General features: G+C 64.7%; 16 protein-coding genes. 9 read left to right on the forward strand and 7 right to left on the reverse strand.

Annotated features, from left to right (window positions below):
* Positions 1–91 precede the first annotated feature (91 nt).
* Positions 92–724 carry a TetR/AcrR family transcriptional regulator gene (locus AWB76_RS01670; RefSeq protein WP_061158372.1) on the forward strand — a complete coding sequence of 211 codons (633 nt, stop codon included), beginning with the start codon at positions 92–94 and terminating at the stop codon, positions 722–724.
* A gap of 91 nt (positions 725–815) precedes the next feature.
* Here AWB76_RS01670 and AWB76_RS01675 read toward each other — a convergent pair whose 3' ends face one another.
* Both AWB76_RS01675 and AWB76_RS01680 read right to left on the reverse strand, forming a co-directional pair.
* Entirely contained in the window at positions 816–2,087 is a 1,272-nt protein-coding gene (locus tag AWB76_RS01675; RefSeq protein WP_061158373.1) for a polyhydroxyalkanoate depolymerase, read from the reverse strand.
* Between the two features lie 370 nt (positions 2,088–2,457).
* Complete coding sequence (locus AWB76_RS01680) at positions 2,458–4,332, reverse strand: glycoside hydrolase family 15 protein (protein WP_061158374.1); 1,875 nt, start codon at positions 4,330–4,332, stop codon at positions 2,458–2,460.
* A gap of 455 nt (positions 4,333–4,787) precedes the next feature.
* Here AWB76_RS01680 and AWB76_RS01685 point away from each other — a divergent pair, with 455 nt between their 5' ends.
* The gene (locus AWB76_RS01685; protein ID WP_061158375.1) at positions 4,788–5,036 is read left to right on the forward strand and encodes a hypothetical protein; all 249 of its coding nucleotides are present in this window, start codon (positions 4,788–4,790) and stop codon (positions 5,034–5,036) included.
* A gap of 157 nt (positions 5,037–5,193) precedes the next feature.
* Here AWB76_RS01685 and AWB76_RS38835 read toward each other — a convergent pair whose 3' ends face one another.
* Positions 5,194–5,346 carry a DUF3096 domain-containing protein gene (locus AWB76_RS38835; RefSeq protein ID WP_074168899.1) on the reverse strand — a complete coding sequence of 51 codons (153 nt, stop codon included), beginning with the start codon at positions 5,344–5,346 and terminating at the stop codon, positions 5,194–5,196.
* A gap of 202 nt (positions 5,347–5,548) precedes the next feature.
* Between AWB76_RS38835 and AWB76_RS01690 the strand changes: the two genes are divergently transcribed.
* The 3 genes from AWB76_RS01690 to AWB76_RS01700 all read left to right on the forward strand — a co-directional run bounded on the left by AWB76_RS01690 (position 5,549) and on the right by AWB76_RS01700 (position 8,601).
* Positions 5,549–6,865, forward strand: a complete 1,317-nt coding sequence (locus tag AWB76_RS01690) for a lactonase family protein (protein WP_061158376.1) — start codon at positions 5,549–5,551, stop codon at positions 6,863–6,865.
* Between the two features lie 31 nt (positions 6,866–6,896).
* Positions 6,897–7,460, forward strand: coding sequence for an antimicrobial peptide resistance and lipid A acylation PagP (locus tag AWB76_RS01695; protein WP_061158549.1), 564 nt, complete (start codon positions 6,897–6,899; stop codon positions 7,458–7,460).
* 88 nt (positions 7,461–7,548) lie between these two features.
* Positions 7,549–8,601 carry a transporter gene (locus AWB76_RS01700; RefSeq protein WP_063936294.1) on the forward strand — a complete coding sequence of 351 codons (1,053 nt, stop codon included), beginning with the start codon at positions 7,549–7,551 and terminating at the stop codon, positions 8,599–8,601.
* Positions 8,602–8,625: 24 nt separating this feature from the next.
* Here AWB76_RS01700 and AWB76_RS43230 read toward each other — a convergent pair whose 3' ends face one another.
* Entirely contained in the window at positions 8,626–12,123 is a 3,498-nt protein-coding gene (locus tag AWB76_RS43230) for a DNA translocase FtsK (protein ID WP_082864337.1), read from the reverse strand.
* A gap of 149 nt (positions 12,124–12,272) precedes the next feature.
* Positions 12,273–12,863 carry an META domain-containing protein gene (locus AWB76_RS01710; protein WP_082864338.1) on the reverse strand — a complete coding sequence of 197 codons (591 nt, stop codon included), beginning with the start codon at positions 12,861–12,863 and terminating at the stop codon, positions 12,273–12,275.
* Between the two features lie 280 nt (positions 12,864–13,143).
* Between AWB76_RS01710 and purT the strand changes: the two genes are divergently transcribed.
* The 4 genes from purT to AWB76_RS01730 all read left to right on the forward strand — a co-directional run bounded on the left by purT (position 13,144) and on the right by AWB76_RS01730 (position 16,913).
* Positions 13,144–14,376: a formate-dependent phosphoribosylglycinamide formyltransferase gene (gene purT, locus AWB76_RS01715; RefSeq protein WP_061158380.1), complete on the forward strand. Its 1,233-nt coding sequence runs from the start codon at positions 13,144–13,146 to the stop codon at positions 14,374–14,376.
* 31 nt (positions 14,377–14,407) lie between these two features.
* Positions 14,408–14,578, forward strand: coding sequence for a DUF6726 family protein (locus AWB76_RS41485; RefSeq protein WP_167357723.1), 171 nt, complete (start codon positions 14,408–14,410; stop codon positions 14,576–14,578).
* 16 nt (positions 14,579–14,594) lie between these two features.
* Complete coding sequence (locus tag AWB76_RS01720) at positions 14,595–14,951, forward strand: MliC family protein (RefSeq protein ID WP_061158381.1); 357 nt, start codon at positions 14,595–14,597, stop codon at positions 14,949–14,951.
* A 471-nt stretch (positions 14,952–15,422) separates the two neighbouring features.
* Positions 15,423–16,913 (forward strand): DEAD/DEAH box helicase, encoded by a 1,491-nt coding sequence (locus AWB76_RS01730; RefSeq protein ID WP_061158383.1) that lies wholly within the window; start codon positions 15,423–15,425, stop codon positions 16,911–16,913.
* Between the two features lie 55 nt (positions 16,914–16,968).
* On the opposite strand, the gene gluQRS is transcribed toward AWB76_RS01730, so the two are convergent.
* The gene (gene gluQRS, locus AWB76_RS01735; protein ID WP_061158384.1) at positions 16,969–17,838 is read right to left on the reverse strand and encodes a tRNA glutamyl-Q(34) synthetase GluQRS; all 870 of its coding nucleotides are present in this window, start codon (positions 17,836–17,838) and stop codon (positions 16,969–16,971) included.
* Positions 17,838–18,701, reverse strand: coding sequence for a sulfurtransferase (locus AWB76_RS01740; RefSeq protein ID WP_061158385.1), 864 nt, complete (start codon positions 18,699–18,701; stop codon positions 17,838–17,840). The genes gluQRS and AWB76_RS01740 overlap by 1 nt, the downstream gene beginning before the upstream one ends.
* Positions 18,702–18,822 lie beyond the last annotated feature (121 nt).

Consider the following 18,822-nt stretch of genomic DNA (forward strand, 5'->3'; position numbering starts at 1 on the left):
ATTAACCCTGGGCAGCGCCCGTTCACGTCATGTACCCCAATGCGGGCCGCGTGACGCTAATCCGGCAACGCGGCTCCCGAGTCATGCCACCATGAATCAGCCGAAAATCAAAAGAGATCCTGAAGGCACCCGGCGCCGTATTTTGCTTGCCGCCGCAGAAGAGTTCGCGGCCGGCGGCCTGTTCGGCGCCCGCGTCGATCAGATAGCGCGCCGGGCGGAGACCAATGAACGCATGCTTTATTACTACTTCGGTAGCAAGGAGCAGTTATTCACCGCCGTGCTCGAACATGCGCTGTCCGCGCTCGTCGAAGCCGAACGCACGCTCGAACTCGACGGCATTGCGCCCATCGAGGCGATGACGCGTCTCGCGCATTTCGTCTGGGATTATTACCGGGATCATCCGGAGTTGTTGCGCCTCATCAATAACGAAAATCTGCATGAGGCGAGATATATCAAAGGATCGAATCGAATACGCGAGCTCATTTCGCCGATCGTCACGACGCTCACGGCCATTCTCGATCGCGGCCAAAAGGCAGGTTTGTTTCGCACCGACGTCGATCCGCTCAAGTTCTACATCATCCTGTCGGGGCTCGGCTATTACATCGTTTCGAATCGCTTCACGCTGGAGGCGACGTTCGGCCTCGATTTCAGCGAGCAGACGCAGCGCGACCAGATCGTGCGGATGAATACCGAATTGCTGCTGGCGTTCCTGACGCGCCGCTGAACCGGCACGGTCTGAAGAAAAAACGTCGCGCCTCGTGAAAGGCGCGACGTTTTTATTTGCAACGATGGAATCGGTCCCGCCGCGTTCGTGCTTACGCGGGCACCGCTTCGGTCTTCGGCGTCTTGTCGTGCTCGAGAATGAACTCGCGCAATTGCGGATACACCATGGTGCGCCAGCGGCGGCCCGAGAAGATGCCGTAGTGGCCGGCCTTCTCCGCCGTGAAGTGCCGCTTGTGCTTCGCCGGAATGCCGGTGCACAGATCGTGTGCCGCGCGCGTCTGGCCGCTGCCGGAGATGTCGTCGAGTTCGCCTTCGATCGTGAAGAGGGCAGTGTGCTTGATGTCCTGCGGACGCACAAGCTCGTCGTTCACTTCCCACGTGCCCTCGGCGAGCCGGAATTCCTGGAACACGATGCGGATCGTTTCGAGGTAATACTCGGCGGCCATGTCGAGCACGGCGTTGTATTCGTCGTAGAAACGGCGATGTTGCTCGGCGTCTTCATCGTCGCCGCGCAGCAGGTTTTGATAGAAGTCCCAATGGGCCGTGAGGTGGCGCTCAGGATTCATCGCGACGAAGCCCGCGTGCTGCAGGAAGCCCGGATAAACCTTGCGGCCGACGCCCGGATAGTTCGCCGGCACCGTGTAGATGACGTTGTTCTCGAACCACTCGTACGAGTGCTCGTTCGCGAGCGAATTGACGGACGTGGGGCTGCGGCGCGCGTCGATCGGGCCGCCCATCATCGTCATGGTGCGCGGGGTGTCTTCGCCGCGGCTCGCCATCAGCGAGATGGCCGCGAGCACCGGCACGGTCGGCTGACATACCGAGATCACGTGCAGATCCTTCGCGCCGATATGACGGATGAACTCCTGGATGTACTCGACGTAGTCGTCCAGATGAAACGGACCGTTCTCGGTCGGGACCATGCGCGCGTCGATCCAGTCGGTGATGTACACCTTGTGATCTTGCAGCAGCGTTTTCACCGTGTCGCGAAGCAGCGTGGAATGGTGGCCCGAGAGCGGTGCGCACACGAGCACGATCGGCTCGTTCTTCAGCTTGGTGACGGTGGCGCTGTCGTCCGCGAAGCGCTTGAAGCGCAGCAGGCGGCAGAACGGCTTCTCGACCACCGTCTGCTCGACGATCGGAATGTTATGCCCGTCCTTGACGATCTGATGCAGGTCGAACTCGGGTTTTTCATAGTCCTTGCCGAGCCGGTAGAGCAACTCGTAGCCCGCGGCGAGACGGCTCGAACCGGGAACATAGGCGAGCGGACTGGCCGGGTTGACGAAAGATTTCGATGCTGCCTGGGCCCATGCTGTGAGGGGAGACAGCATGGCTCGCTGGAATTCGTGAATTTGATAGAGCATGGTTGCCCCAGTAACTCCGGTGGAAACCGGTACGCCCGTTGATCCCGGCAATCTTTCCGGCGAAGCGTTTCAACGGCATTCGATGATCCCCGGCAACGCGGCGGGCTGACGCCATGCTGCCGGGGCACTGTCTTTCGTGCGATGTTGCCTGCGTGCCTTTGCGTGTTGCCACCTGCGCGATATCGACTCGTGCGCGTGCAAGCTTGAGTCGATGCAAGATTTTCCGCGCATTAAACATTCAATTCAACTGACCGGTCGAAATTGCCTGCTTAGAAACAACACATTGAACGACACGTCCTTCGATCTTACGTTTTGTGCATTGCACCAATATTACCGTTAAACGCTCGATTTCGCCAAACAAAACAGAGATTTAAGATTTTCCTTCCGCAGCATCGATCTCGGCCTGGGCGTCCGCTTCGGCGTGATTTTCGGAGCCGGATGGCTGGCCGGTCGCCTTCGCCATCCCTTCCTCGTGACGCATGAGGTTCATTCCGGTGTGCACCAACGCCACGTGGGTGAAAGCCTGCGGAAAATTCCCGACCATGCGCTTCGCCACCGTGTCGTACTCCTCGGCCAGCAATCCGACATCGTTCGCGAGACCGACGAGGCGCTCGAACATCTGGTGCGCTTCATCGATACGGCCCTGCAACGCCAGGTTGTCCACCAGCCAGAAGCTACAAGCCAGAAACGTGCCTTCTCCGGGCGGCAGTCCGTCCGAGACCTCGGCGGTGTGATAACGCTTGACCAGCCCATCGTGCGTCAAAGTGGTCTCGATCGCATGTACGGTTCCGGTCACACGCGGATCTTTTGGCGGCAAAAATCCGAGCAAGGGGATGAGCAGCAGGCTCGCATCGAGCGCGTCGCTGCCGTATGCCTGCGTGAACGAGTTCAGCTTCGCGTTCCAGCTCTTCTTCAGCACCTCGGCGCGGATGCGCGCGCGCATGTCGCGCCAATGGTCGATCGGGCCGGGCAGCTCGAACTTCTCCGCCGATTTGATCGCGCGGTCGTACGCGACCCACGCCATCACCTTCGAGAACGTAAAGTGCTGCTTGCCGCCGCGCACTTCCCAGATGCCTTCGTCGGGTTGCTCCCAGATTGTGTCGAGGTGTTGCAGCATGGCGCACTGGATGGACCACGCGGTTTCATCGCTTTGCAGGCCCCCGATGCGCGCGAGGTGCAGCGCGTTCATCACTTCGCCGTAGACATCGAGCTGCAACTGATCGACCGCGCCATTGCCGATACGCACCGGCGCCGCGCCTTCGTAGCCCGGCAGCCACGGAATTTCCCATTCGGGCAGGCGGCGCTCGCCGGCGATGCCGTACATGATCTGGATCTGCGCCGGCGATCCCGCCATCACGCGGCCCAGCCACGCGCGCCATGCACGGGCTTCGTCGTAGTAGCCGCCGCGCATCATCGCGAGCAGGGTAATGGTCGCGTCGCGCAGCCAGCAGTATCGATAGTCCCAGTTGCGCGTGCCGCCGAGCTGCTCCGGCAGCGAGGTCGTCGGCGCAGCGACGATGCCGCCCGTCGGCTCGTAGGCGAGCGCCTTGAGCGTGATGAGCGAGCGGCGGATCGCGCTCGCCCATCGGCCGTTGATCTCGCTTTGCCCGGACCATTCGCGCCAGTGATTTTCGGTGCGCGCGAGCTGCGTATGCGGGTCGGACGCGTGCGGCAGCCGCAGATGCGACTGCGAATAGCACAGCGAGAAGGGCACGCGCTCGCCCGCTTTCACATCGAAGCAGGCGGTCGTGTGCATGTTTTCACCGACGAGATCGACCGGCGTGCGCAACACCGCGAGATCCGGTCCGGCGATCGCGCGGATGCCGCTGTCGTCGGGCAGGCGGCTCACCCACGGCACGGCCGAGCCGTAGTCGAAGCGCAGCACCAGTTCCATTTTCATGCGCACCGTGCCGCGACGGCCGATCACGATGCGCACGAGCTCCGAATGGCCGTTGCGCAAAGGCATGAAATCGACGATCGTCACGGCGCCTTGCGGCGTCTCGAAGTCGGTTTCGAGGACGAGCGTGTCCTCGCGATAACGGCGCGTGATGACGGGGCGCTCGCCGTCGGGCATCGCGGGCGCGATGAGCCATCGGCCGTGCTCGGGCGTGCCGAGCAGCGCGGCAAAGCACGCGCCGGAGTCGAAACGTGGCCAACAGAGCCAGTCGACGGAGCCGTCGCGGGAAATGAGGGCGGCTGTGTGGCCGTCGCCGACCATCGCATAGTCTTCGATCAGTGCTGGCATAAGCGAACATCTTCCTGCTGGCGGCGCGGGCCGGATCGAAACGCGCTGCGGGTTGAGCAAAAGAGTCGGGACGTGCGCGCGCGTCCCGAGCGAAGCGCGGCAAGGCCGGCGCTGGCAGCGAAGAGCGCTACGCATGCTTTCTGGCCGCATTCTGCCGCAATCGTTCGCCGAAAGCAGAAAACCGGGCCGTGGGTCATCGCGGTTTCGGGACGCGCTGGCCGAAAAGCACTCATCAAGCGTCGTTCGCACGGTTGAAAGATCATTCGACTGATGTTTAGAATGAAGTTTCGTGAAAGGCTTCGGCGCCGCCGTTCTTCTTCCTGCCAGCGCTGAACTTTGTGACCTTTCATTTGTCTTTCAGTGTGTTCCCGGTCGTTCTCCGCGCGGGTCATGCACACGCTTCGCGCGACGTACTTGCCGGCCTTCAACGTAGCGTTTTCGAGGAACGGAACCCCATGCTCTATCCGTCGAAAGCTGACTGCATCGCCATTCTTTCCGCCGCGAGCCGCGTGTCGGACGCCGAAGTGCTCCTCGCGCTCGATCACAAACGCCTTGGCCTGTCGCGCAACGCGATGGAAACCGCCGCCGCCTTTCTCACCGAACGCGGCTGTTTCAACCGCTATAGCTTCGGCGTCGCCGGGGTGTCGGTTGGCGCGTTGTCGTTGCAGGGACGCCTGCGGCTCGATCAGCTCGCGAACGGCTGACAACGCGGCGCAGTCCGACGCGGCACGTCCGCGTGTCCTCCTTTCGTGACACTTTGCGCACGCGCGCGGGACGCCCCGCGCGCGTGCGTTCGCCCATCCGCATGCCCGCGCGGAACCGCCGGCGTGAATCGGCGTCACATCGAAAGTCGCGCGCCCGTCAGAAATGGGCCGATCCCATGCCGAACAGACCGATCAGCCCGATCACGATCAGATAGATCGCGACGATGAAGTTCAGCAGACGCGGCATGATCAGAATGAGGATCCCGGCGATCAGCGAAACCAGCGGGCCAAGGCTCAGGTGAATAGTCATCGCGGCAACTCCTGTTGTTGGTTCGAATTGTGTCGGTTGGCCTTGTCGTGCGTGGTGTATCTTGGCTGCGAGCCGCACGGCGCGTCAGCACGGTCTACTCCATTTGGAGCGGAATTTGCTCCTGCACGTCTCTGGGCCTTGCGATGTTGGCGGATCCGCGCGTCGCCCCCGATAAAAGCATCGAAGACGAAGAGGAGGTTACATGCACCCGAGCCATCCCTGCGGCGCGCATCCGCTCATGCGCATGTTGCAAGACGCGCGCCCGGCGCACGTCCGGCGCATCACGTGGGCCAAAGGTGTCGCGCTGATGCTGTCGATGGCGGCGGCGCAGGCGTTCGCGCAAACGGCGTCCAGCCCTGCCATGCCCGCCGCCGCGAGCGATGCGGCCACGCGCAGCGCGGCCAGCGGCGAAGTCTACGATCTGCTCATCGGCACCTATACGGGCGGCGGTAAGAGCGAAGGCATCTATGTCTATCGCTTCGATACGGGCAGCGGCGAGCTGTCGCGCATTGCGTCGGCGCAGACGGTCAATCCGTCGTATCTCGTCGTGAGCCGCGACCGGAATTACGTGTATGCCGTGAACGAATTGCCCGGCGACAACGGCCCGCCGACGCAGCGAGGCGGCGTGAGCGCCTTTCGCTTCGATCGCGCGAGCGGCCAGTTGAGCTTTCTCAATCGCGTATCGTCGGACGGCAACGATCCGTGCTATCTCGCCCTCTCGCCCGACGGCAAATATCTGCTGACCGCCAACTACTCCGTCGCCTCCAATCCGGGCGGCAGCTTCGCGGTCTTTCCGCTTGCATCGGATGGTCACGTCGGCAATTCAGTGCTGACCGTGCATCACGAAGGCGGCGGCCCGGTGAAGGGACGGCAGGACAACTCGCATGTCCATTCGACCGTCTTTTCGCCCGACGGCAAATATCTCTTCGCGCAGGATCTCGGCGTCGACAAGGTGTTCGCGTATCGCTACACGCCCGATCCGTCCGCGTCGAGCCGTGGCCTCTTCGGTCCGACCGAGGCGCGCTACACGTCGATCAAGGCAGGCTCCGGCCCGCGCCATCTGGTCTTCGATTCGAGCGGCAAGCACGCTTATCTGACGACCGAACTGAACGCATCGGTGCTCGTGTTCGATTACCGCGACGGCAACCTCACGCAAGTCCAGACCGCATCGCTGATCGCGCCGGGCTTTCGCGGCAAGATCGGCGGCGGCGCGATCCATCTGTCGCCGGACGGGCGCTTTCTTTACGCCACCAATCGCGGCGATGCGAACGAGCTCGTGCAGTTTTCGATCGATCCGGCGAACGGCCATCTGAAGCTCGTCAAGCGATATCCGACGCTCGGCAAGACGCCGCGCGAATTCGCGATCGATCCGACCGGCCGCTGGCTCATCGTCGGCAATCAGGAGAGCGACAGCGCATATTTCTTCCGCCGCGATCCGCAAACGGGCGAGCTGGCGTCGGACCCGAAACGGCTGTCGATCGGCTCACCGGTGGATTTCAAGTTCGTGTCGCCATCGTGACGCATTGATCGGAACGATCGAACGCACGGCGATGCGAACAACACTGGTCAGGGCGGTCGCAATCTCGATGCTGTGCGCGTCGCTCGCGGCCCACGCCGATGACAAGGAATGCGATTACAAGCGCGACTGGATGTCGTCGGCGTGCCAGCGTGTGATGCGCGTCGCGCACGACGGCACGTGGGACCTCTACGTGACCGGCTACGGCTGGCATATCGACGGCTTCAACGATCGCAGCGAGCTGAATCCGTGGTCGTGGGGCGGCGGCGCGGGCAAGCACTGGACCGATGCGAACGGCAACGACGACATCCTGTTCGCCTTCGCGTTTTCGGATTCGCATCACAACTTCGAGCCGATCGGCGGTTATGCGCGCCAGTGGTACACGAAGCCCGTGCTCGGCGGCTTGCAGGCGGGCGGCGGATATTTCGTCGGCTTCACGGCGCGCAGCGACATCGCGCATTACCTGCCGTTGCCGCTCGCGCTGCCAATCGGCTCGATACGCTACGGGCGCGCATCGATCATGGCGACGATCATCCCGCGCATCCCGGGTCTCAACGACGGCGATGTCGCGTTCTTCTGGAGCCGCTATGAGTTCTAGTACGATGCCGCTTTTGACGCGCCTTTGTTTCGCATCGAAATGAAAGGTGTACTGAGGAAATCGAAAGGCAATAGCAGGGAAAGCAAGATTGGAAACGACTCACACATTCGATAACCGCGAACGCCCGTCGAAGCGCAACGAGCCGGCGCCGCCGGGATTCATCAGCGCATTCAGCTTCGCTGGCGGCGAGGCGCTGCGGCTGACCTGGGACGAAGCGCGCGAAGCCGTCGCGGGCGACGGCCCGACGTGGCTGCATCTGTCCGCGAACGACGACACCGTGGAAGGCTGGCTCGAAGGCGTCACGTCGATGCCGGATATCGCGCGCGAGTTCCTGAACGGCGAGGACAAGCGTCCGCGCGTGCATATCGGCACGAACTTCATGTATGGCGTGGTCGCGGATCTGGAACTCGTCGCGAAGACGCCCGATTCCGCCGCGCCCGGCGCGCGCGAGGCGAACCGCGCGACCGGCGCGCTGCGCTTTTACGTCGACCGGCATCGCATGGTCACGGTGCGCGCGCGGCCGCTGGAATCGACCGACCGGCTGCGTCACGCGGTGCTCGAAGGCGCGATATTCCGCGATACCGTCGATCTCTTTGCGGGCCTCATCCGCGCGTTGAACGATACCTTCGCGGATCGCATCGACGAAATCGGCGACTGTCTCGACGATGTCGAGGAAAGCGTGCTCGAAGGCGGCCACGTGAAGTGCCGCTCCGTGCTGGGCGACGCGCGGCGGCGTCTGGTGGAAGTGCGGCGCTTCATCGACCCCGAGCGCAATGCGCTTACGCAACTCGTCTTGCGCAAGCTCGAATGGGCCGAGCCGCGTTCGATGGAAGCGCTCGTGCAGGCGATACAGGTGCTGAACGGCCTCGGCGGCGGCCTGGAAGGGCTCTACGAACGCGCGAAGCTGCTGCAGGATGAAATCGCCGCGGCGCTGTCCGAGGACATCAACCGCAAGCTGCTGTGGCTCGCGATCATGTCCGCGTTGCTGCTGCCCGCGACGCTCGTCACCGGCATCTTCGGCATGAACGTGGCCGGTTTGCCCGGCACGAAAGATCCGGCGTCGTTCTGGATCGTGGTCGGCGTGATGACGGGCTGCGCCGCCATCACGATTTTGCTGCTGCGCCGCCTGCGGCTCTGGTGACGCCCGGCCCGCCTGGTCCGCGGCTCAGTCCGCCGGGCCGGGAGGCGCCAGCACTTCGCGGTTGCCGTTGCTGCCCATCGACGAGACGAGGCCGGCCGCTTCCATCTGCTCGACGAGCCGCGCCGCGCGGTTATAGCCGATGCGCAACTGCCGCTGCACCGACGAAATCGACGCGCGCCGCGTGCGCACGACGAACGCAACGGCTTCGTCGTAGAGCGGATCGGCTTCGGCATCGGGCGTTTCGCCGAAGAGATCCGACGTGCCGCCGCCTTCGCCCGTAGGTCCGGAGAGAATGCCTTCCTCGTACTCCGGCTCGCCGAACTGCTTCAGATACTCGACCACGCGATGCACTTCGTCGTCCGCGACGAACGCGCCGTGCACGCGCTGCGGATAGCCGGTGCCGGGCGGCAGGAACAGCATGTCGCCCGCGCCGAGCAGCGATTCCGCGCCCATCTGGTCGAGAATCGTGCGCGAATCGATCTTCGACGACACCTGGAACGCCACGCGCGTGGGAATGTTCGCCTTGATGAGCCCGGTGATCACATCCACCGACGGCCGCTGCGTCGCGAGAATCAGATGGATGCCGGCCGCGCGCGCCTTTTGCGCGAGACGCGCGATCAATTGCTCGATCTGCTTGCCCGCGACCATCATGAGGTCGGCCAGTTCGTCGATGACCACGACGATGAGCGGCAGCGTGGAAAGCGGCTCGGGCGCGTCGGGCGTGAGCGAGAACGGGTTCGTGAGCTTCTTGCCCGCGGCTTCGGTGTTGCGGATTTTCTGGTTGAAGCCTTGGAGGTTGCGCACGCCGACCGCCGACATCAGCCGGTAACGTTTCTCCATTTCGCCGACGCACCAGTTGAGCGCGTTCGACGCGAGCTTCATGTCGGTGACGACCGGCGCGAGCAGATGCGGAATGCCTTCGTAGACGGAAAGCTCCAGCATTTTCGGGTCGATCATGATGAGACGCACGTCCTCGGGCTTCGCCTTGTAGAGCAGCGAGAGGATCATCGCGTTGATCGCGACCGACTTGCCCGAACCCGTGGTGCCCGCGACGAGCATGTGCGGCGCCTTCGCGAGATCCGTCACGACCGGATTGCCGACGATGTCCTTGCCCATCGCGATGGTCAGATTCGACTTCGACGAGCGGTACACGTCATCTTCGAGAATCTCGGACAGACGGATCATCTGGCGCTTCGCATTCGGCAGTTCGAGGCCCATGCAGGTCTTGCCGGGAATCGTTTCGACGACGCGGATCGACGTGAGGCCGAGGCCGCGCGACAGATCCTTCATCAGCCCGACGATCTGGCTGCCGCGCACGCCGAGCGCCGGCTCGACTTCGAAGCGCGTGATGACCGGTCCCGCCGACGCGCCGACGACCGTCACTGGCACTTTGAATTCCTGAAGACGCTGTTCGATCAGCAGGCCGGTTTCATTCAGGCGCTCTTCGGACACGGGCTCGACTTCGCCCGACGCGGGTTCGAGCAGATCGAGCGTCGGCAATTCCACCGCCGAGGCGTGCGGCGCGTGGAACTCGAATTCGGTCGGCGCGCAGCCGCGTACGGGCGGGCGCGCTTCGGGCGGGGAGGGCGGCGTCGCCGGCGGCTGACTCGGCGAGGGCGCTGCGACGGGCAACGGCGGCACGGCCGGCGCGGCGGCGATGCCCGGAAAGCGCACGATGTTCGACGGCGACGCGAATTCGTCGCCCGCTGCCTGGCGTTCTTCCTCTCCCTCGGGCGTGTCGAGCGCGATGTCCGGTTCATCGACGATGCGCAATTGCGGCGGGGCAGGGGGAGCGCTCCGGTTTTCGATGGCCTCGGGCGCATCGAGCCACGGCGGTGTCTGCTCGGGAACGTGAAAGTCCGGCTCGGGTTCGGGCCGCGGTTCGGGCGTCGTCGCTGTCACGTTCGCATGAAACATCGGCGGCTCGGACGGCAATTCGATGTGCGCTGGCTCGGGCATCGCGTGTTCTTCGATTTCCTCTTCGGCCGGAGCGATGACAGGCTCAGCGGGCGCGGCATCGAGGATCGACGGCTCGGGCAGGCGCAAGTCGAAGCGCGGCGGCGGCTCGACGAGCGCGGGCGCGATCACGTGCGCGTCGATCAGCGGCGGCTCGATGCGCTCTTCGACCTTTTGCAGTTCCACGGACGGCGCCACTTCCGGCGCCGTCTCAACGATGTGCTCGACGGGCTTGACCGTCTCCGGCACGTCGATGACCGGCTGAACCTCGGGCTGTGCGGCGCGCGCCATCGCCACATGGCCGCGCGCGAGACTCGCGCCGGCGAGCGACGTCCACATTGCGGTCTTTTCCTCGATGGAACGCAGCGTTGCCTGAATGGTGTCGGGCGCGGGCGGCGGCGAAGGCGGTCCGAGCGGTGTGGCCGGGCGCGAGAACGCCGGCGCGGCGAGTGGAGCGGGCGCGAACTCACGGGTCGCGGCAACCGTGGCCGGACGCGCGGCAGGACGTCTGAAGCCTTGCGGCGTCTGCGGCTGAGGCGGCCGGCGCGCAACGCCCGGCGCCGCCGCGACGGATGTGGACGTGCTCGAAGCACCCGGCGATCGTTGCGCGGGCATCGATGTCGCCGGATTGCGTGGGCGATCCATGCGCGGCGCGGGCGGCGGCGTCTGGACGCGCGGCGGGTCGGTGGCGAGAGAAGCGCGCAGGCCCGAACCCGAAGGCTCGAACGCCGACGCCTGACGCGGCGCGAACGGCGCGCCTCCTTCACGATTCGCGGCAGACGCGGACGAATTCAACCATCCGGCCGGCGCGACCGGCTCCGTATGCGGGACCGGTGGCGCGACGCCGGCTGCCTCGAACGCAGGGCGTTTGGCGTAAGCCTCGGCGGTGGCGACGGCGCTCGCGGTAGCCTCGACGGTGCGCTTCGCGGCGCTCTTGCCGGTCGCGGGCGGACGCCATGCGGTGGGACGCTGATAGCGGGTGCTGCGATTGCCGGTCGGCAGACCGATCGTCGGCTCGTCGGGCAGCGTGCGCGGCGTCGGGGTATCGAAACGCTCGGCGCGATGCGAACGCTCCTGCGATTCGCGCGCGGCCTTTGCGCGGGCGCGCCGCTCGAACCAACTGGCGGACTTGTCTCGGCTGGACGAACTTTGGCGTGGCTCGCTTTCGCGCTCGCGCGCCGTGAGCCAGCTTTGCGGCAGGCCGAAGCCGAATGCTTCGTCGGCCCACGCGAGCACCGAACGCCAGCTGAATTCGATCAGCCAGGGCAGAAAGATCGCGAGCACGATGGCCGCGATGACGCCCGCGCCGGCCAGATGCACCGGCCCGCTCAACGCCGCGGCGAGCGCGAGCCCGGCGCGATTGATATCCGCCTGCGATTCGAGCGAATTGGCGAGCGCGCCTTCGAGCGTGCTGCTCGACAGCAAAACGGCGACGAAGCCGATCCAGAGCCGGATCGTGCCGGGGCCGCGCACACCTGCGCCGCCCGGCAGCACCTGTTTGACGATGCGCCAGAAGAGCGGAAGGAACCAGACGACCGATGCACCGAACCAGCCGAGAACTACCATGTGCATGCTTGAGATTGAATCAATGTTGGGTGAAACGAATGAGACTGCTGCCGGGCCGCGCCGATTTCGCAGGCAGCCGGGCATGTTCGATCGAGCAGTTTAACGGGTGCCGCGCACGCGCGACGACCCTGCCGCAAGGAAGCAACACATCACTTCGCGCGCGGCGTGAAGGTGAGCACCTGACCGTCGTCGAGCGTCAGCTGCAACGCTTGCGGCGGATTCATCTGCACGCCGCTTTTCGCGATATGCGCGAGGGCATCGAGATAGGGCCGCTCGAGCGCCGCGCCCGTGCCCGACAGACACGCCATGCGCGTGCCGGCGAGCGGGCCGAACGTGAGCTTGCCGTTCTTCAGCTCGTACGTGCCGGCGAAGCGGTTGCAGCCCGAGAAGCCGCTTGCCTGGCGATGTCCGTTCGCGGTCGAGAAATCGAGCGTGAGCGGTTGCGCGTTGTTATCGCCTGCGTGCGGAACGGCGCGCGGCTGGCCGCTTGCATCGGTCCAGCTCGTGAGCTGCCATTGCGTGTCGTCGAGCAATTGCGTGGCGGCGGGATTATAGGGATCGGTGGGCGGAGCGCTCGCATCGGGGTGTTGCGGCATTGCGCAGCCAGCGACGATGCCCGCCGCGACGACGAGCGCGCACGCACGCGAAGCCAGCGAAAGCGTACGCTCGCGGCGCGACAGGAGTGTTGACGATGAGCGCGCCAAACGAAGAGCGGGCGCGCGAAAGAGGGACGTGGGCATCGATGATCCTGAAGCGGGCGAAACCGTAAGGGTATCGCACGGGCCCTCTGATTTGTCTAGCACCGCAATGCAACAAAATGATTGGCGGCGTTTTCCAGGCTGCCATCGACGTGAAAACGCGCCGGGAATTCCGACGCGCATTCGCGAGTCAATACCGTTCGTGACGACGCTGTCAATAGACCGGACGGCCAAGTGTCGCCGTTGGCGCTGCGTGTTAACATCGCGCCCAATTTCGCTGCTTTCCGCCTCATTGACCTCATCACCCGATTCTGGAGCTCTCATGCAGACCGATCCACTTCGCGCCGGCGCCACGCGTATCGGCACGCCGCTTTCTCCCAGCGCCACGCGCGTGATGCTGCTCGGCGCGGGCGAGCTGGGCAAGGAAGTGATCATCGCGCTGCAAAGGTTGGGCGTCGAAGTGATCGCGGTGGATCGCTATGCGAACGCGCCGGGGCATCAGGTGGCGCATCGCGCGCATGTGATCGACATGACCGATGCCGCCGCGCTGCGCGCGCTCGTCGAGAAGGAGCAGCCGCATCTGATCGTGCCGGAGATCGAGGCGATCGCGACCGAAGCACTCGCGGAGATCGAAGCGGCCGGACTCGCGACCGTCATTCCGACGGCGCGCGCCACGCAGCTCACGATGAACCGCGAAGGCATCCGCCGCCTCGCCGCCGAGGAACTGGGTCTGCCGACTTCGCCCTACGCGTTCGCGCAATCGCTCGACGAGATGAAAGCGGCGATCGCGAACATCGGTTTTCCGTGCGTCGTGAAGCCGGTGATGTCGTCGTCGGGGAAGGGGCAATCTGTGTTGAGAAGCGACGCCGACGTCGAGCCCGCGTGGAACTACGCGATGGCGGGCGGACGGGTGAATCGCGGGCGCGTGATCGTCGAGGGCTTCATCGACTTCGAATACGAAATCACGCAGCTCACCGTGCGTGCAGCCGACCCCGCGAGCGGCGAGACGCAAACCTATTTCTGCGATCCGATCGGCCATGTTCAGGTCGCGGGCGACTATGTCGAGTCATGGCAGCCGCAGCCGATGAGCGAAGCCGCGCTCGCGAAATCCCGCGAGGTCGCCGCGAAGGTCGTGACCGCGCTCGGCGGACGCGGACTCTTCGGCGTCGAGCTCTTCGTGCGAGGCGACGACGTCTGGTTCTCGGAAGTGAGCCCGCGTCCGCACGACACCGGCCTCGTCACGCTCGCGACGCAGCGCTTCTCCGAGTTCGAACTGCATGCGCGCGCGATTCTCGGCTTGCCCGTCGACACCGCTTTGCGCGCGCCGGGCGCGTCGGCGGTGATTTATGGCGGGCTGGACGAGGCGGGCATCGCGTTCGAGGGCGTCGTCGAGGCGCTCGCCGTGCCCGGCGCGGATCTGCGCCTGTTCGGCAAGCCTGAAAGTTTCGCGAAGCGCCGCATGGGCGTTGCGCTCGCGACGGGCGCGGACATCGGCGAAGCACGCGAACGCGCGAAGCTCGCGGCATCGAAAGTGCGGCCGGTATCGGCCAGTTGACCGGCGCGCGGGCGCCGGCGGGAGCGAGAAAGTGAATTGGAAGTGGGTTGCCGCGCTCGTCGTGGTGTCTCTCGGGCTGTCCGGTTGCGGACTTGCGGCGGCGCCCTGCCGCATCGCATCGGCGGGGCTGAAGATCGTGCCGGTCGTCGGCCATGTAGCGGCCGCGCCGACCGACGCGTGCGCCGAGGTGATCGACCCTTGAACAGGCGAATCGAACGATGAAGACACTGATCACACTCATCTTGGCGATGTTCGTCGCGCAGGCCGCTTTTGCCATGCCGCTGACGGTGCCGCAAATCCAGACGGCGTCGACGCAGACGACCCGCTACGACTGCAAGGACGGCAAAAGCGTGTCCGTGCAATACACGAACACGCGCAATCGTCAGAGCTTCGCCGCGCTGACCGTCGACGGACGCAAACTGTTGTTCGTGAACGTGCTCGCGGGATCGGGCGCCCGGTACGTCGCCGATCAATACACGTGGTGGACCAAGGGTCCGCAGGCCAATCTCTACGACGAGATGGCCGCGAAGGATTCGCCGCCGCTGCTCGCGGATTGCGAGGCGCGCAAGAAGTAGGCGCGGCGCATGCTGCAAGGTGGTCCGGGTGCGCTTTCGCGTCGCCGGAGCGCATTTGCGCGCGGTGCTACAATGTGCGGCTTTCCGGCTGTGAAAATCGCCGCCGGACCCATTTCGGAATTTCCGGCATCGCCGTTCGGTGCCGGCTCGAGCGGAAACACGGACCTCGACCGGGCCGCCGCGCGAGATCATCGCGCGATGCCGCGTGCCTTGAAGGCGTCATCGAAGCCGTGTTCCATCGGAGTGCGGGCTCGGCGAATCGAAACGAGCAAATGAGCGGGCGCGTGATGCTCGATAGACCGGCCGCCCCGTCCAGCGCGCACTTTGCGTCTGAATGATGCCCGACTGATGCGCCGCGTGCGCCAATGAAACCCATCCGCGTAAGCAAGCAATCGCGACATTCGACCGAACGAACGATTTTTTACGCGCGCCGCGACGAGCGGCATTTTAGCGAAAGCCAATAAAGTCACCATGTCCGATTCCGTCGCCACGAACACGTCCACCGCAGAGGCCACCGAGCCGACGTTCGACCAGTTCGGTTTGTCCGCCGACATCCTGAAAGCGGTGCGTGAGTCCGGCTACACGACGCCCACGCCCATTCAGGCACAAGCGATCCCCGTCGTCCTCGCGGGCCGCGACGTCATGGGCGCCGCGCAGACCGGCACTGGCAAGACCGCGAGCTTCTCGCTGCCGATCATCCAGCGCCTGTTGCCGAACGCGAACACGAGCGCATCGCCCGCGCGTCATCCGGTGCGCGCGCTGATGCTCACGCCGACGCGCGAGCTCGCCGACCAGGTCGCCGCCAACGTCCAGACGTACTCGAAGCACACGCCGCTGCGCAGCACGGTCGTGTTCGGCGGCGTCGACATGAACCCGCAGTCCGACGCGCTGCGCCGTGGCGTCGAAATTCTCATCGCGACGCCGGGCCGTCTGCTCGATCACGTGCAGCAAAAGACGGTGAATCTCGGTCAGGTGCAGATGCTCGTGCTCGACGAAGCCGACCGCATGCTCGACATGGGCTTTCTGCCCGATCTCCAGCGCATCTTGAATCTGCTGCCGAAGGAACGTCAGACGCTGCTGTTCTCGGCGACGTTCTCGCCGGAAATCAAGAAGCTCGCGTCGACTTATCTGCGCAATCCGCAAACCATCGAGGTCGCGCGCAGCAATTCGACCAACGCCAATGTGCGTCAGATCGTCTACGAGGTGCACGAGAGCGACAAATCCGGCGCGGTCGCGCAGCTCATTCGCGAGCGCGAGCTGAAGCAGGTGATCGTGTTCTGCAACAGCAAGATCGGCGCGAGCCGGCTTGCGCGCGTGCTGGAAAAAGACGGCATCGTCGCGACGGCGATTCACGGCGACCGCTCGCAGAGCGAACGCATGCAGGCGCTCGACGCGTTCAAGCGCGGCGAAATCGAGGCGCTCGTCGCCACCGACGTCGCCGCGCGCGGTCTCGATATCGCCGAATTGCCGGCGGTCATCAACTTCGATCTGCCGTTCAACGCGGAAGATTACGTGCACCGCATCGGCCGGACGGGGCGCGCGGGCGCATCGGGCGATGCGCTGTCGCTGTGTAGCGCGAACGAGCGCAAGCAGCTCGCGGATATTGAGAAGCTGATCAAGCGTCCGCTCGAAGTCGAGCCGCTCGAAGTGACGATGCGCGCGCGCCGCGACGGTACGGCGCCGCGTCGTGACGAGCGTTTCGGCCGCCCGGAGCGCCCGGAGCGCACGGAGCGTCGGCATACGTCGCGCGATGAATCGGGACCGCGCCGCCGCACGGCGGGCACGCACGATCGCCCGCGCGGCCGTCAGCAGCCCATCGACGAATTCTTCCTGAAGCCGTACGAGCCGTCGCCCTCGGCGATGAAGCGTCATGAGGAAACGGTTGAACCCGAGCGCAAGAGCGCGCCGAAGCAGCCGCTCGCCGCGTTGCTCGGCGGTCTTGGGATGCCGCGTAAGTCGTAATCGCCGTTGAGCCTGGAAAAGAAAAAGGCAGCCCGCGTGGCTGCCTTTTTTGCGTCTAGCGCGCGAAGCGTTTCGCCCATTCGGCCGTCGCGGCGCTGTAAAACGTATCGAGCGATCCGGCCGGCACGTCGATGCCCAGATGCCGCGCCGCCTCGACGAGCGCACCAAGCGGCGCATTGCGATCGAGCGGCGCCGCGCCCGTCTGCTTGCTCAACTTTTCGCCGATGTCGTTGTTGACGACGGGCACATGCAGATATGCCGGCGTCGGCACACCGAGGCACTCCTGCAGATAGATCTGCCGCGCGGTGGAATCGAGCAGGTCGGCGCCGCGCACGACGTGAGTGATGCCGGCGTCGGCATCGTCGACGACGACCGCGAGCTGATAGGCCCACAGGCCATCGGCGCGCTTCAACGCGAAATCGCCGACTTCGGTCGCGAGATTCTGCGTTTGCGTCCCTTGCCAGCGATCCTCGAACGTAACGATCGTGGCATCGCCATCCGGCACGCGCAGCCGCCACGCGCGCGCGGGCTTGCCGTGCAGACCGTTGCGACAGGTGCCCGGATAGGCTAGCGTCGCATGACGCGCATGTGCGTTCACGAGCGAATCGGCGATTTCGCGCCGCGTGCAGCCGCACGGATAGATCAGCCCCGTCGCCTGAAGACGCGCGAACGCGGCCGCGTAAGCCGCGCCGCGCTCGCTTTGCCACACGGGCGGTTCGTCGGAATGCATGCCGAAGTGATCGAGCGTCGCCAGAATTTCATCGGCTGCGCCGGACACGGTTCGCGGGGCGTCGACATCTTCGATGCGCACGATCCAGCGTCCGCCATGCGCGCGGGCATCGAGAAAACTCGCGAGCGCGCTGACGAGCGAACCCGCGTGCAGCGGGCCGGTGGGCGAGGGCGCGAATCGTCCCCGATAACTCATTACGCGGCGGCGCTGACCTTCGCGTCAGGATGGCAAGCGGGGCATGTCTCGCCCGGCTTGTAGAACGGCGACGTCTGATCGTCGATCGATACCACCGCGCGGCAGCCAAAACATTGTGCGGTCGCGGTCGGCTGCAGGTTCGGATCGAGCGCCGTCCGGTAGTCGAACACGAAGCATTCGCCGTTGTAATGCGCGCCGCCCACTTCCTCGAAGTACTTCAGAATGCCGCCTTCGAGCTGATAAACGTGCTCGATGCCGACTTCCTTCATGTGAATCGCGGCCTTTTCGCAGCGAATTCCGCCGGTGCAAAACGACACGACCGTCTTGCCCTCCATATCCGCGCGATTCTGCTGGATGACCTCCGGAAACTCGCTGAATTTCGTGATGCGGTAATCGAGCGCGTTGTCGAACGTGCCGACATCGACTTCGAACGCATTGCGCGTGTCGAGCATCACGACCGGACGGCCTTCGTCGTCATAACCGCGGTCGAGCCAGGCCTTGAGCGTGGGCGCGTCGACGGAAGGCGCGCGGCCGAGTTCCGGCTTGATCGCGGGCTTTTTCATCGTGATGATTTCGCGCTTGAGCTTGACCAGCATGCGGCGAAACGGCTGCTTGGCGGAGAGGCTCTCCTTGAATTCCAGATCGGCGAAACGGCCGCCGAAGAGCGGGTCCGTATGGATGTAGTCGATGAATTCGCGAACTTCGGCAATCGGCCCGGCGATGAAAAGGTTGATGCCCTCCGGCGCCAGCAGAATCGTGCCCTTCAGGCCGAGCGCGTTGCAGCGTTCGGTGACGAGCGGCCGCCACGCGGGGCCGTCCTCGATGGTGACGAATTTGTAGGCGGAGAGATTCAGAATGCTCATGATCGGATGACGCGCAAAACGGCCGTAACGGGTAAGAAATGCGGATAAAAATCGCGCACGAAAGACGTATTATCCCGCAAACGGCCCGCACCTTCGCCCGATTCCCGGCGGCGCATCGCCG

The organism is Caballeronia temeraria (genome assembly GCF_001544795.2).
Taxonomy (GTDB): domain Bacteria; phylum Pseudomonadota; class Gammaproteobacteria; order Burkholderiales; family Burkholderiaceae; genus Caballeronia; species Caballeronia temeraria.